We start from the raw sequence: 14,346 nt of genomic DNA, 5'->3' as shown, positions 1-14,346 counted from the left end.
TCCGCGATGCATCCCAATGATGATGACCGCACCCAGTTCATGCCGCGCCCCGGTGGCCGTGCGCCGGAGCCTGTGCGTGCTGAACCCTCGCCGCTGGCGATGCCGGCTGCGCCGATGCTCACTGGCAAGAGCCAGGGCCTCAACCCGCTGGAAAGCGCCGCCGGCCCTTTGCTCGCCTTGCTGACGCGCCTGCGCAACACCATCGCCCACCCGGCGCCGGCCAGCCTGCGCGCGCAATTGCTGGCCTACCTGCGCCAGTTCGAAGAGCGCGCAGAGGCGGCCGGCATCGCCCGCAACGAAGTGCTGTTGGCGCGTTACGCGTTGTGCACCGCCCTTGATGAAGCGGTGTTGAGCACGCCTTGGGGCAGCACCAGTGATTGGGGCAAGCAAAGCCTGTTGATCACCGTGCATAACGAAGCCTGGGGCGGGGAAAAAGTCTTCCAGTTGCTTGATCACTGCCTGCAAAGCCCACGGGAACGCCTGTATCTGCTGGAGCTGTTATACCTGTGCATGTGCCTGGGTTTCGAAGGCCGCTACCGCGTGATGAACGACGGTCGCAGCCATTTGGAAACCCTGCGTGAACGCACCGCCGCCGCTATCCGCAGCGCCCGTGGCGAACATGAGCGCGAGCTGTCGCCGCACTGGCGCGGCGTGACCGTGGCACGGGATCGCCTGGCGCAATTCATGCCGCCGTGGATCGCCGTGGCCATCGGCGTCGCGCTGTTGCTGGCGTTGCTGTTTGGCCTGCGCCTCAAGCTCGCTTCGGATGCCGAGCCGGTGTTCAAGAATATCCATGCACTGGGCGAAATCCCGGTGCAGGCCATCGACCGTCCCGTGGCACAGCCGAAAGTGATCGAACGCCCGCGCCTGGCTGGCTTCCTGGTGGAAGACATCAAGGCCGGCCGCGTTGCCGTTGAAGATGCCGTCGACCGTTCCGTGGTGACCATCCGTGGCGATGAACTGTTTGCGTCCGCCAGCTCAAGCATCGTGGATGACTACCAGCCGCTGATGCTGCGCATCGCCGACGCCATCCGCAAGGTCAAGGGCCAGGTGCGCGTTACCGGGCACAGCGACAACCGCCCGATTGCCACGCTGCGCTTCCCGTCCAACTGGGCGTTGTCCGAAGCACGGGCCAAGTCAGTGCTGGAGATCCTCGCGGCCAAGACCGGCCAGGCGGATCGCTTCAGCGCCGAGGGCCGAAGCGACACCGAGCCGGTAGCCACCAACGCTACAGCCGAAGGCCGCGCCCGTAATCGTCGGGTTGAAATCACCGTATTGGCGGAGGGCGTCGAGTGAAGGCGTTTTTCAGTTTTATGATTCGCTGGGTGATCCCCGTGCTGGGCCTGATCGCCCTGAGTTTGATCATCTGGTTTGTCGGGCCGTTGCTCGACGTGCTGGTGCCGGAAGGGCGCCGTTGGGCGCTGATCATCCTGGTGTTTGCGCTGTGGATTGCCTACCGCGTGTTCCGCATCATCCAGGCCCGCCGCCAGGCCGCCGAAGTGATGCGCAGCCTGGCCGCCGAAACCCCGGCCGACCCCAACAGCGTCGCCACGGCCGAAGAACTCACCACCTTGCGCCAGCGCATGGACGAAGCGCTGACGCTGCTGAAAAAGGCCAAGCTCGGTGGCGATGAGCGCCGCAATCTTTACGAGCTGCCATGGTACGTAATCATCGGCCCACCGGGTTCGGGCAAGACCACCGCGCTGGTCAATTCCGGGCTGCATTTCCCATTGGCCGCGCAGTTGGGCGCGGGTGCCGTGCGTGGTGTTGGTGGTACACGTAACTGCGACTGGTGGTTTACCGACCAGGCCGTGTTGCTCGACACCGCTGGGCGCTACACCACCCAGGACAGCAACTCCACGGTGGATAAAGCCGCGTGGCTGGGCTTCCTCGACCTGCTGAAAAAGCAGCGCTCGCGTCGGCCTATCGATGGCGCTTTTATCGCCATCAGCCTGTCGGACTTGCTGCTGGGCACCGATGCTGAACGTGCCGCCCACGCCGCGGCCATCCGCCTGCGTATCCAGGAGCTGTACACCCAACTGGGCGTGCGTTTCCCGATCTACCTGATGCTCACCAAGCTCGACCTGGTGCCGGGCTTCATGGAGTTCTTCGACAACCTGAGCAAGGAAGACCGCGCCCAGGTGTGGGGCATGACCTTTGCCCTGGACGATGGCAAGAACAGTGACAGCCCGCTAGCGCACCTGCAGAGCGAATTCTCCGGCCTGGAACAGCGCCTCAACGAACGCCTGGTCGAACGCCTGCAACAGGAACGTGACCCAGCGCGGCGCGACCTGATCTACGGTTTCCCGCAGCAGTTCGGCGCGTTGAAGGATTGCCTGCAAAGCTTCCTCGAAGGCGTGTTCAAGCCCAATGCGTTTGAGGAGCGCGTGTTGCTGCGCGGTGTGTATTTCACCAGTGGTACCCAGGAAGGCAGCCCGATTGATCGCTTGATCGGCGCGATGGCCCAGAGCATGAATCTGGACCGCCAGCACCTGGCACGCCAGAGCGGCACCGGCCGCAGTTACTTCATCGAAAAACTCTTCACCGCCGTGGCGTTTGCCGAGCGTGGCCTGGTGGGGGTGAACCCCAAGGTCGAGCGGCGGCGCAAGTGGATTGCTCGTGGTGTCCTCGCCGCCACCGTTGCGTTGGTGGTGGTGGTCAGCAGCCTGTGGTGGGTGAGTTATCGCGCCAACCAGGCGTATATCGCCCAGGTCGACCAAAAGGTCGCGCCGCTGGGCCAGACCGTCCAGAACCTGAGCCCGGCGCAGCGCGAAGTGCTCGCCGTGCTGCCGTTGCTCAACGCCGTGAAGAACCTGGCAGGCGACTCGCCGAGCTGGTCCGAAGGCCTGGGGCTGTACCAAGGCGACATGCTCGAAGCCGAATCCGCCAGCGTCTACCGCAAGCTGTTGATCGCCGTGTTCGCGCCACGCCTGGTGACGCGTATCGAAGAGCAACTGCACGGCGGCGGCAATTCCGACTTCCTCTACGAAGGCCTCAAGGCCTACCTGATGCTCGCTGACACCGAGCATTACGACCCGGACTTCATCAAGGCCTGGATCGCCCTCGACTGGGACCGCAACCTGCCGCGCGACCTGCCGGCTGATCAGCGCCAGGCCCTGGCCGGGCACTTGCAGGCGTTGTTCGAGCGCCATCCGCCAAGCGCGCGCCTCGACCCACGTTTGATTGATGACCTGCGCCGCCAGTTGCAACAACTGCCGGTGGCCCAGCGCGTCTACGACCGGGTCAAGCGCCAGAAACTGCCCGAAGGCATTCCGGATTTTCGTATCAACGAAGCCGCCGGCCGTGACGCGGCGCTGGTGTTCAGCCGTAAAAGCGGCAAGCCGTTGGGCGAGCCGCTGAGTGGGTTCTTCACCGCCAAAGGCTATCGTCAGGCGTTCCTGCTGAGCAGCCTGAACCAGACCGGCACCCTTGCCGAAGAGCAATGGGTGCTGGGCCATGAACAGGCCGACCAGCAGAACGTGGTGAGCCTGGCCGCCGATGTGCGCCGCTTGTATTTCCAGGACTACCAGCGCCAGTGGGATGCCTTGCTGGCGGACATCGACTTTGTGCCGATCACCAGCGTGGCCCAGGCGGCCGACGTATTGCGGGTGATATCCGGCCCGACCTCGCCGCTGAAAAAACTGCTGGTGGCGGTGGCCAAGGAAACCGACCTGCAAGCCGAAGAACGCCAGTTGGCCGCCAAAGGCGTGCCGGTAGAAGGCGGCGTCGACAAGCTCAAGGAGCGCCTGGGCAGTCTGCTCGGCCAGGAACAACCGACCTCCAATGCACCGCAAGCAGCGGATGATCCGGTGACCGCGCACTTCGCCGAACTCAACAGCATCGTCAGCAAGGGCGAAGGCGAACCGGCGGCCATCGACGGCCTGCTCACGGACATGAACGCGCTGTATGTGCAGGTCAGCGCCATGGTCGGCGCCAGCGGCGATGCGTTGCTGGGCGAGGCGAAGAACCAGGCGGCGGCTGCGGCCACGCGGGTCAGCCTGAATGCCGAGCGCCAGCCGCCGCTGGTGCAGGGCATGGTCAAGTCGGTGGTCAATTCCACCACCAACAGCATGATGGGCGGGGTGCGTAACCAACTGAACGCGGCGTGGGTCAGTGAAGTGGTCAACGTGTATCGCCAGTCCCTGGCTGGGCGTTATCCGATGTCGCCGGGCAGCGCGCGCGATGCCACCTTGGACGACTTCGGCCAATTTTTCGGCGTGGGCGGGGTGATGGACAACTACTTCCGCAAATACCTGCAGCCTTACGTCGACACCTCCGCACAAACCTGGCGCTGGCAGCCGGGCGCGGCGCAGAAACTCGGGATTGCACCGGGCGTGCTGCAAACCTTCCAGCGTGCAGCGACCATTCGTGATGCGTTCTTCAGATCGGGGGGCACGCAGCCCGTCGTGCGTTTCGAACTCAAGCCCGTGTCGATGGACCCGACCATCACCCAGTTCCTGCTCGACCTCGATGGCCAGCAATTGAGCTACGACCACGGCCCAAGCCGACCGGTTGCGATGCAATGGCCGAACCCCGGCAGCATTGGTGTGGTGCGTATTTCCATCATGCCGCCGTCGGCCAGTGGCCGCTCCGGTGTGACCCTCGACGGGCCGTGGGCGTGGTTCCGTTTGCTGGAGCAATCGGACCTCACCGCCGGTAATTCGCCGGATCGTTTCAACCTGCGCCTGCGGGTCGACGGCGCGAGCATCGCCTACGAGTTGCGCGCCAACAGCGCCTTCAACCCGTTCAAGAGCCGCGTGCTCAGCGGCTTCAGCCTGCCGGAGCGGCTATGACGACGCTGGGTTTCTACGGCAAGTTGGCCAGCCGCGGCGACTTTGTCAGCCGCGCCTTGCCCCAGAGTTTTATCGGCCCGTGGGACAGCTGGCTGGCGGCAGGCTTGCTCGCCAGCCAAAACAGCCTCGGCGGTGATTGGCTCAATGTGTACCTGGTCAGCCCGTTGTGGCGTTTTGTATTGGCGCCGGGCGTATGCGGGCCGGATGCGGCGGCGGGTGTGGTGATGCCGAGCATTGACCGGGTCGGGCGGTATTTCCCGCTGGCAGTGGTGGCGCTGCTTGATCACGACACCAATCCAGCGTCCCTCGTGGGCGGGCCGGACACCTGGTTCGAGCAGGCCGAAGAACTGTTGCTCAGTACCCTGGATGCCGGCGCCACCTTTGAGCGTTTCAATGACGGCCTCGACACCCTGGGCTTGCCGGCGACTGAGCCGCGCGCAGTGGACAGCCGCTTCGCCGGCCTGCAGCGCGTGAGCGCTACCGTGCCCCATGGGCGCATGACCGCACTCGCCGAACAGGCCTGTGAAGGCGCGAGTTTGTGGTGGGGCCGTGGTTCGCAACAGATTTCCCCTGGTTTATTGCGGTGTCAGGGCCTGCCTGCCGCTGGCGATTTTGCGCAGTTTTTGCTCGGACAAGAAGGTGTGGTGTAGATGGGGTCGACGTACAAATCCGCGAGCAAAAGCCATGTGGGCATGGTCCGCCAGGTCAATGAAGACGCCTGCCTGGACCTGCCGGAAAACCGCCTGTGGGCCGTCGCCGATGGCATGGGCGGGCATGCGGCGGGGGATTATGTCAGCAGCCTGATCGTCGATAGCCTGCGCGGTGTGCCGCTGGGCCGTTCCCTTGAAGAATACTCTGCGGCCTTGCGCAATGACCTGATTCGCATCAACGCTGCCGTGCGCGAAGAAACCGCCAACCGTGGCGTGATCATGATGGGCAGCACCGTGGTGTTGCTGGCGGCGCGCGGCTTGCGCGGCGTGTGCCTGTGGGCCGGTGACAGCCGCTTGTATCGCCTGCGTGACGGCGTGCTTGAAGGCATTTCCCGCGACCACAGCTACGTGCAGGACCTGCAAGACAGCGGCTTGCTCAGCGAAGCCGATGCGCGCACGCATCCGCGCGCCAACATCGTCACCCGCGCGGTGGGCGTAGAAGCCCAGCTGGAGCTGGCGGCGGTTGACCTGCTGATCGCCCCCGGCGACAGCTACCTGCTGTGCAGCGATGGGCTGAACAAGACCGTCGAAGACCATGAAATCCGCGAAGTCCTCAGCCATGACACGCCGGATGAAATCGTGCGCAGCCTGGTGCACCTCGGGCTTAGCCGGGGCGCGCCGGACAACATCACCGCCATCGTCGTGAAGGTATCGTCATGAACATCGTCATCCCGGGTTATGACATTGAAGGCGAGATCGGCGAAGGCGCCATGGCCAGCGTGTACCTGGCGACCCAGCGTTCGCTGGAGCGCAAGGTGGCGCTGAAGGTGATGGCGGCGGCACTGGCGGCCGACCCGAGCTTTTGCGAGCGTTTCCTGCGCGAGGGCAAGACCCTGGCGCGCTTGTCGCACCCGCACACGGTGACCATCCATGACATCGGCAATGTCGGTGAGCTGTATTACATGGCCATGGAGTACCTGCCCAACGGCACGCTCAAGGAGCGCATTGCCGCTGGGCTGACGCCGGAGCAGGGCGTGACGCTGATCCGCCAGATCGCTTCGGCGTTGGGTTATGCCCACGCCCAAGGCCTGGTGCACCGCGATGTGAAGCCGGCGAACATTCTGTTTCGCGCTGATGGCACGGCGGTGCTGTCCGACTTTGGTATCGCCAAGTCGTTGGATGACCGCACTCAATTTACCCAGGCCGGTTTTGCCGTGGGCACGCCGAGCTATATGAGCCCGGAACAGGCGCGGGGCCAGGAGATCGACGGCCGCGCCGACCTGTATGCGCTGGGCGTGGTGCTGTATGAAATCCTTGTCGGCAAGCTGCCCTACAGCGGCACCGATGCGCTTTCGACTGCGCTCGCACACCTGACCGAGCCGTTGCCGGAATTGCCGGTGCACCACGGCCGTTATCAGGGCGTGCTGCGCAAGCTGTTGGCCAAGGACCCGGCGGAACGCTTCCCGGATGCGGCGGCGTTGTTGCTGGCGCTGGACCAACTGCCGGCGGATTCACCGGAAGCCACGCTGGTGCGGCCGCTGCCGATCCCGCTGAGCTTTGATCTGGCGGGCATGACCCCGGTCACCATCGATATTCCGACCGATAAACCACAGCCGCAACCTGCAGTGCGCCAACCTGTGGTGACTTCGACGCAACACAAAGCCGTGTCCGAGCAACGCCGTGGGCCGGTGTTGGCCCTGGCCGCTGTTGCGGTAGCGGTTGCATTGGCCATTGGTGGCGCCAGTTATTGGTGGTTGAGCGGCAGCGATGAGCCGGCCAAACCGCCTGCTGCGGTGGTGCCCAAGGTGACGCCACCGCCAGTCGCTGAAGTGGATGGCGGTCAGCGCCCGCTGTTGATGGCGGGCAAGAAGACCCTGTTCCAGCGCGTGCTCAGCAAGCCCGGTGCGAAGCTTTCAGCGGATGCAGGCAGCGCGCCAGGAAAGGCGCTGCCGGCGTTCTCCGTACTCTACGTTTACCAGCGCAAAGACGTCGACGGCAGCCCGTGGGTACGCGTCGGCGCGGCCACCGATGGGCGCAGCGACGGTTGGTTGCCGGCCGCGCAGGTCAGCGACTGGAAGCAGAGCCTGGTGCTGAAATTTACCGAGCGCTCGGGGCGGGCGCCGGTGATGTTCCTGCGTCAATCGGGCGAAGTGGAAAAGCTGTTGGCCGACCCGGCCGCCGCCAAAGGCGTGCTGGCCAAGGCGCAGAAAAACAGCGAAGACAATAGCCAGATCCTTGCGCTGGAACCGACTGCCAGCGCCGTGCCGCAGAACCAGTTCTACCTGTTGCCGATCTTCGACTCCAAAGAGAGCTTTGACGAAAACGGCCAGCCGGTGCAGTTGCTCAATGTGGCCTCCATTGATCCAGGTACCAGCGCGGTTAAACCGGCCACGCCTGTGATCAAGGCGAATGCCGACGCCTTCCGCACGGCCGTTGTGCTGGTGGTCGACACCACCGTGTCGATGCAGCCCTACATCGACCAGATCCGTGACGTGGTGCACGAACTGCAAACCCGCATCGGCGAGCGCGGCGAGTTAGACAGTGTCAGCTTCGGCATGGTGGGTTTTCGCAGCAGCATTAAGAAAACCCCTGGCCTGGAATACGTCGCCAAGACCCTGATCAGCCTCGATCAAGGTCGCGACCCGCAACGCTTCCTCGACATGGCGCGCCAGGTCAAGGCGTCCACCGTGTCCAGCCATTCGTTCAACGAAGATGCGTTCGCCGGGGTGATGCAGGCGGTGGACGGCATGGATTGGTCCGGTTACGGCGGGCGCATCATCCTGCTGGTCACCGATGCTGGCGCACTGCGCAAGAACGACCCGTTTGCCGCCACCCAGATGAACGAGGCGGAAGTGCGTCAGGCCGCGCTGGGCAAGCAGATCAAGATCTACGCCCTGCACCTGCGCACCGATGCCGGCAAGAAAACCCACGCCGGCGCCGAAAGCCAGTACCGCATCCTCACCGCCGACGCCAACCCGCAGATCGGCGACCTCTACACGCCGGTGCCGGGTGGCGACGTGCGCAAGCTGGGCGAGCGCGTCGACGAGATCGGCACGGTGTTCGCCAACCTGGTGCACCAGGTGCGCAGCAATACGCCGCAGCCGGTGCCGTTGCTGAGTTCTGCACCAACCTTGGCAGACAAATCCGCAGCAGTCGGCTATGCCATGCACATGGATTTCCTGGGGCGCAAAACCGCAAGCCAGGCGCCGCAACTGGTCAGCGCATGGACCGCCGACCGCGACCTCACCAACCCGGCGCTGCCGGCGTTCCAGGTGTGCGTGATGCTGACCAAGTTGCAGCTCAATGACCTGCAGCAGTCGCTGAAACTGATTGTCGATGCGGCGCGCAAGACCCAGACCTCACCCAAGGATTTCTTCCAGGAAATCGCCAGCGCCTCGGCCTACATGAGCCGCGACCCGCAAGCCTTGCGCAAGGGCGGCAACCTCGCCGACGGCGGCATCCTCGGCGAATACCTCGAAGGCCTGCCGTACCGCAGCAAATCGCTGAACATGACCCAGGACCTGTGGTTGTCGTTGAGCGTGGCCGAGCAGGAAGACTTTATCGACGAGCTGGATTCGAAAATCCGCCTCTACGAGACCTTCCACAATGACGTGGCCAATTGGGTCCGTTTCGGCGATGCCGAGCCGGGTGATGCGTTGTACCGCGTGCCGTTGTCGACGCTGCCGTGATGCTGAACCTGAACGCGGTGCACAAGAGCCGGGGCGTCGGCAGCCAGCGCTATAGCCTGGTGATTCCGGCGCTGGCGCTGCGCGCGGGTGAGCAATTGGCGATCGTCGGGCCCAGCGGGTGTGGCAAAAGCACGTTGCTGGACCTGTTGGCGCTGGTCCTGGCGCCGGATCAGGTCGGGCAGTTTGAATTCAATCAGCACGATATCCGTGGGCTGTGGCGCAGCGATCAGCAATCCACGCTGGCCGCATTGCGCAGCCAGCATTTGGGCTATGTGCTGCAAACCGGTGGCTTGCTGGGCTTTCTCGATGTGCGTGGCAATATCGCCCTGTCGCGGCAACTGCTGGGTTTGAAGGATGACGGCAGCGTGGCACGCCTGGCCGAGCAGCTGGAAATCAGCGACCAGTTGGCCAAGAAACCGGCGGCGCTCTCCGTGGGCCAACGCCAGCGCGTCAGCTGCGCCCGTGCGCTGGCGCATGCACCGCAACTGGTGTTGGCAGACGAACCGACGGCGTCGCTGGACCCCTTGAATGCCGAGCGCGTGATGCAGGCGTTGCTGGCCCAGGCTCGCGAACACCGCGCGGCGTGTGTGATCGCCACCCATGACGAGCCCCTGGCGCGCGCCAGTGGCTTGCAGGTGCGACGTATCAGTTGCCGTCGCGACACCGACGGCGGCGTCACCGCCACCCTTGGGGAGGCGTGCTGATGCGCATCGGCCTGGTGGCGTCGCTGGCCTGGCAGGATTACCGCAACGATGCGTGGCTGTCGGCCTGTTCGGTGCTGGCGCTGGTGGCGGTGATCGCGCCGTTGCTGGTGTTATTCGGCCTGAAATTTGGACTGGTTAGCAGTTTGACCGAACGTTTGCAGACCGACCCCGCCACCCGTGAAATTATTCCGTTGGGCGGTGGTCGATTCAGCAGTGCATTTATCGAGCAGCTCAGTCAGCGCAGTGACGTGGCGTTTGCCGTGCCCCGTACGCGGCAGATTGCAGCGACGGCGCAAGTGGGTACGCTGAGCCTGGAAATGCTGCCGACCGCGGCGGGTGATCCGTTGTTGGGCGGTCTGCCGGTGCCAAAGGGCCTGGAGCAGATCGTGCTGAGCCACACCGCTGCTGAGAAGCTCGCGGCGCGGCCCGGCGATTGGCTGGAGACCAGCTTTGCTCGGCAAGTGGCAGGGCGCGTAGAAGCCCAGCGCATGCGCGTGCAGGTGTTGGCGGTATTGCCGCTGGAAGCCTTTGCCCGTGACGGTTTGTTTGCTGAATTGAGTTTGCTGGAAGCGGTTGAAGATTATCGCGATGGCCGTGCAGTGCCGACGTTGGGTTGGGCCGGTGATGAGGCGGGAGTGAGCGAACAGCGCGTGTATCCCGCGTTTCGCCTGTATGCCCGCAATCTCACCGATGTGGAGCCGCTGCGGGTGTATTTCGCGGGACAGAATGTGTTGGTGTCGACCCAGGCGCAGACCATTGCGCAAGTGCAGTCGTTAAGCCGCAACCTGTCGATCGTATTCTGGGTGATCTGCGGGCTGGCATTGGCGGGCGCGTTTGCGGCGATCTTTGCCGGAGCGTTGGCCGCCGTGGCGCGCAAGCGTCGAGAGTTATCCGTGTTGCGCCTGTTGGGGTTTTCCACAGGCGGGCTGTTGGTGTTTGTGGTGGTGCAGGCGCTGTACAGCGCAGGTTTTGCTGCTGCGCTCAGTGCCGGGTTGTATGGCCTGGCCGAGGCCGCTTTGAATCAACTATTTGTGCAGGTGCCGGGCGAATACGCCAGCCATCTGCTGGCGCGTCATTACGGCCTGGCCCTGGCTGCTGTGCTCGGCGTAAGCGCCGTGGCGGCGGTGTGTGGCGGTTGGCGAGTGGCGCGTATCCAGGCTTCTGAAGGAATCAGAGATGTATAAGTTACTGGGCGCCGCCGTGGCGCTGAGCCTGGCCTCGATGGCCTGGGCTGATGAAGCGAGTGACAAACTCGACAACCCCAAGCCGTTGCCGGATGACGTGAGCCTGCCGCTGCCGTGTGAAGGCAACATGGTATTCCGCTACGCCTACGTGCTGGCCCAAGGGACCCTGGACGATCGCGAAATCAGCCTCGGCTACCCCTTTGCCGAAGGCGAAGCGGGCTATCAGCAGTCGTTTATTTCCGGTTACCGCCGCGACTTCATCAACGGCCAGTTCACCCTCAAGGACTTGCCCAAAGACTGGAACAAAGTCATCGCGCCATTGATGCCGAAGACTGACGCCAAGACCCCGCTCAAGCCCATGCTGTACTTCATCGGCAAGTACGAAGTGACTGCACGCCAATACGCCCAAGTGATGGCCCAGGCGCAGTCACTGGCCAGTGGCGAACCGGCGCCGGCGTGCGATGCGCCAACCGGCATGGCCGGGCGCTTGCCCAAGGTGAAACTGTCGCGCTTTGAAGCCGAGCGCTTCTCGGCGGTGTACAGCGCCTGGCTGATGAAATACCACCGCGAGTTGCTGCCGGTCAGTGGGCGCGGCTCGTCAGCGGAGGATGGCGGGCTGGGCTTTGTGCGCCTGCCCACCGAAGTGGAATGGGAATACGCCGCGCGCGGTGGCCAAGCCGTGAGCCGTCAGGACCTTGAAGGGCGCCTGTTTCCGCGCCGTGTTGAGGGCAGCGAAAGCGACGGCCCGCTCGGCGATTACGCCGTGTTCAACCAGGTCGCCGGCGGCACTGGCCAGGCCGCACGCCTGATGCCCATCGGCACCAAATTGCCTAACCCGATTGGCCTGTTCGACGTGATCGGCAATGCGGCGGAAATGGTCCAGGAATCCTTCCAGCTGGTGCATGCCGGGCGCCGTCAGGGCACCTATGGCGGCTTTGTGGTCAAGGGCGGCAACTATTTGGAAGGCGAGGGCACGCTGTTCACCGGCATGCGCCGCGAGTACCCGCTGTTTGCGGCCGACGGCACCGAGCAAAGCAACGAGACCACCGGCTTTCGCGTGGCGATTGGCGCATTGTCGGCGCCGCGTTCGCGCTACAAGGAACTGTTCGCGCAGTGGCAAAAGGAGGGCCGCCTGGCTTCGCTGACTGACGCCATCGACGACGCCCAGGACCCGACCAAACGCCTGGACAGTATTATCGCTGCCAGCGTCGACCCCAAGCTGCAAGCCGAGCTTGGGCTGGTCAACGAAGAACTTAAGCGCAACGTCTCGCTGATCGCCCAGCAACGCGAAGAAGCGGCGGGCAACCTGATTCAGTCCGCCGCGTTGGTGGCCGAAACCATCAGCAACTACAACATTCGCTTGGCCAATCTGCAAAAGAGTCGTCAGCAGGCTATCGACAACAAAGACGAGGCCAGCGCGCAGCTGTTTGACATGGCGATTGCCAACGGCCGCAGCGCGCTGGATGGCGCAGTGGCGATCTATATCGACAACCTGGCCACCGGCACGCGCTATACCGATGCGGTGATCCAGGCGCAGTTTCAACGGATCAAGGAAGAGTTGGATCGCAAGCCTGTGCTCGGCAAGAGCCTGGTGACGCGCGCAACACTGTTCGTTCGTCATGTCGGCAACTACCGCAAGCAACAGCGGGCCGACCCGGCGACGATCTTGAAGGAATTGCTCGCAGCGAGCGGTCAGCGATGATCGCTGGCTGTATGGCGAGCTTGGAAGGGACTCAGGCGGCGGTGGGCCGTGCTGGGCAAGTCAAACTTAAAAGAGAACACACCTATGCTTTTTTCCCGTAAGGCGGTTTCCAAGCGTCACTTGCTGCTGATCGCGGCCGGCTTCAGCACTGTGCTGACCGGTTGTGCCACGTCGCCGGCCTCCAAGGTCGCGTCGAGCACCAAGGTCGAGTACTACCCGAACTGCTACGAGCCGGTGCAGCACCTGCGCGCGACTGATTCGGACATGACCAAGTCGGTCGTCACTGGCGCGGCCATCGGCGCGGCCGGCGGTGCACTGCTGGGTGCTTTCACTGGCGACAAGGAAAAGCGCGGCCGCAACGCCGCGATTGGCGCTGCGGGCGGCGCCCTGGCTGGCGGCGCGGCGGGTTACTACACCGAGCGTCAGAAGCAGATCAGCGATGACAACCAACGCATTGCTTCCTACTCCACCGACTTTAACAAAAGCGCGTCCGACATCGACCGCAGCACCGCTTACGCCAAAGCCTCGCAGCAGTGCTACCAGAGCGCATTCACCAAGCTGGTGGCCGACCGCAAGGCCAAGACCGTCAACGACACTGAAGGCCGCAAGCGCCTGGCGGAAATCGTTTCAGGCCTGAAGGAATCCAATGACCTGATCGTCGCGGTCAACGGCAAAGCCAGCGAAGACCTGAACAACTACACCCAGGCCTACGAGAAAGACCTGCAGCAAGTAGGCGTGCAGCGTAATGACGTGGTCACCGTGGCCCAGGCCGACGTGGCGCCGCCGGTTGTACCGGCCAAGAAAGGCAAGAACCCGCCAAAAGTCGCGAAGAAGAAGGACTTGCCGGTCGTGCCTAAAGAAGCGGTCACCACCGAGAAGAGCATCCAGACCGTTCAGGCCAAGCAAGCTGAAAGCAAGCAGGTCGCCAGCGCCGGCAAGGCTCAGATGGAAGGCGCCTGCCGCGATCCAAACCTGGTCGACTGGGCACCGGTACCTTGCCCAAACGTTTAAGTAACATGCTGCTATAAGCGTCAAACGCCAGCCGATCTTCCGCTAATGCGCTAGATCGGTGGCGTTCTCTTTGCAAATCGTTAAACTGCTGCGGCCACTCAATAATTACATCGAGGCCGTGTGCATGAAATTTCGTCTTCTGCTGTGGGTGCTGGGCCTGATGATGGGCAAAGCCAGCCGCACCAATCCTGCCTTCCAGCAGCAACTGGGTGATAAAGACCTGGCTTTCCAGCTGCAGACCCTCGACGGCAAGGTTGCCCGTCACTTCATCGTCAAAGACCAGCGCATCACCAGCCGCTCAGGTGTTCACCCTGCGCCGGCGTTTGCCATTGCCTTTAAAGATGCCGCCTACGGCTTCGCCACGATGCAGGCGAAGAACAAGCAACTGGCGTTCATGACGGGGATTCAGGACAAGTCGATCCAGATCAAGGGCAACCCGGCGCTGGTAATCTGGTTCCAGGGGTTGACCAAGTATTTGAAGCCGAAGAAAAAGAAGTAGTCTTACAGGTAGACCGAGGTGGATTCATCGCAGGCAAGCCAGCTCCCACATTCGACCGCATTCCAAAGAATGTACTCGGTCAAAATGTGGGAGCTGGCTTGCCTGCGATAGCGG

Annotated in this window: 10 protein-coding genes; all 10 read left to right on the top strand. The window is 63.4% G+C overall.

Annotation, left to right across the window (positions count from 1 at the left end; genetic code table 11):
- The first annotated feature begins 6 nt into the window (after positions 1–6).
- Positions 7–1,296, top strand: coding sequence for a DotU family type VI secretion system protein (locus HU722_RS00260; RefSeq protein ID WP_065875492.1), 1,290 nt, complete (start codon positions 7–9; stop codon positions 1,294–1,296).
- On the top strand, positions 1,293–4,793 hold the full coding sequence (gene tssM, locus HU722_RS00255) for a type VI secretion system membrane subunit TssM (protein WP_065891306.1): 3,501 nt from the start codon (positions 1,293–1,295) through the stop codon (positions 4,791–4,793). The genes HU722_RS00260 and tssM overlap by 4 nt, the downstream gene beginning before the upstream one ends.
- Positions 4,790–5,443: a type VI secretion system-associated protein TagF gene (gene tagF / locus HU722_RS00250; protein ID WP_065875490.1), complete on the top strand. Its 654-nt coding sequence runs from the start codon at positions 4,790–4,792 to the stop codon at positions 5,441–5,443. The genes tssM and tagF overlap by 4 nt, the downstream gene beginning before the upstream one ends.
- On the top strand, positions 5,444–6,163 hold the full coding sequence (locus tag HU722_RS00245) for a PP2C family protein-serine/threonine phosphatase (protein ID WP_065891307.1): 720 nt from the start codon (positions 5,444–5,446) through the stop codon (positions 6,161–6,163).
- On the top strand, positions 6,160–9,132 hold the full coding sequence (locus HU722_RS00240) for a serine/threonine-protein kinase (protein WP_065891308.1): 2,973 nt from the start codon (positions 6,160–6,162) through the stop codon (positions 9,130–9,132). Before HU722_RS00245 ends, HU722_RS00240 begins: the two co-directional genes overlap by 4 nt.
- Entirely contained in the window at positions 9,132–9,836 is a 705-nt protein-coding gene (locus tag HU722_RS00235; protein WP_065891309.1) for an ABC transporter ATP-binding protein, read from the top strand. Before HU722_RS00240 ends, HU722_RS00235 begins: the two co-directional genes overlap by 1 nt.
- On the top strand, positions 9,836–11,020 hold the full coding sequence (locus tag HU722_RS00230) for an ABC transporter permease family protein (RefSeq protein WP_065891310.1): 1,185 nt from the start codon (positions 9,836–9,838) through the stop codon (positions 11,018–11,020). The genes HU722_RS00235 and HU722_RS00230 overlap by 1 nt, the downstream gene beginning before the upstream one ends.
- A complete protein-coding gene (locus HU722_RS00225; RefSeq protein WP_065891311.1) occupies positions 11,013–12,722 on the top strand; it encodes a formylglycine-generating enzyme family protein in 1,710 nt (569 codons plus the stop codon). Before HU722_RS00230 ends, HU722_RS00225 begins: the two co-directional genes overlap by 8 nt.
- Positions 12,723–12,806: 84 nt before the next feature.
- Positions 12,807–13,733 (top strand): type VI secretion system-associated lipoprotein TagQ, encoded by a 927-nt coding sequence (gene tagQ, locus HU722_RS00220; RefSeq protein ID WP_049710921.1) that lies wholly within the window; start codon positions 12,807–12,809, stop codon positions 13,731–13,733.
- Positions 13,734–13,857: 124 nt separating this feature from the next.
- Positions 13,858–14,232, top strand: coding sequence for a hypothetical protein (locus HU722_RS00215; protein ID WP_003195530.1), 375 nt, complete (start codon positions 13,858–13,860; stop codon positions 14,230–14,232).
- Positions 14,233–14,346: the final 114 nt, after the last annotated feature.

Origin of the sequence: Pseudomonas tritici (genome assembly GCF_014268275.3) — a bacterium.
Taxonomy (GTDB): domain Bacteria; phylum Pseudomonadota; class Gammaproteobacteria; order Pseudomonadales; family Pseudomonadaceae; genus Aquipseudomonas; species Aquipseudomonas tritici.
The sequence above is the reverse complement of the archived record's forward strand: the minus strand, read 5'-3'. Positions and strand labels throughout refer to the sequence as shown.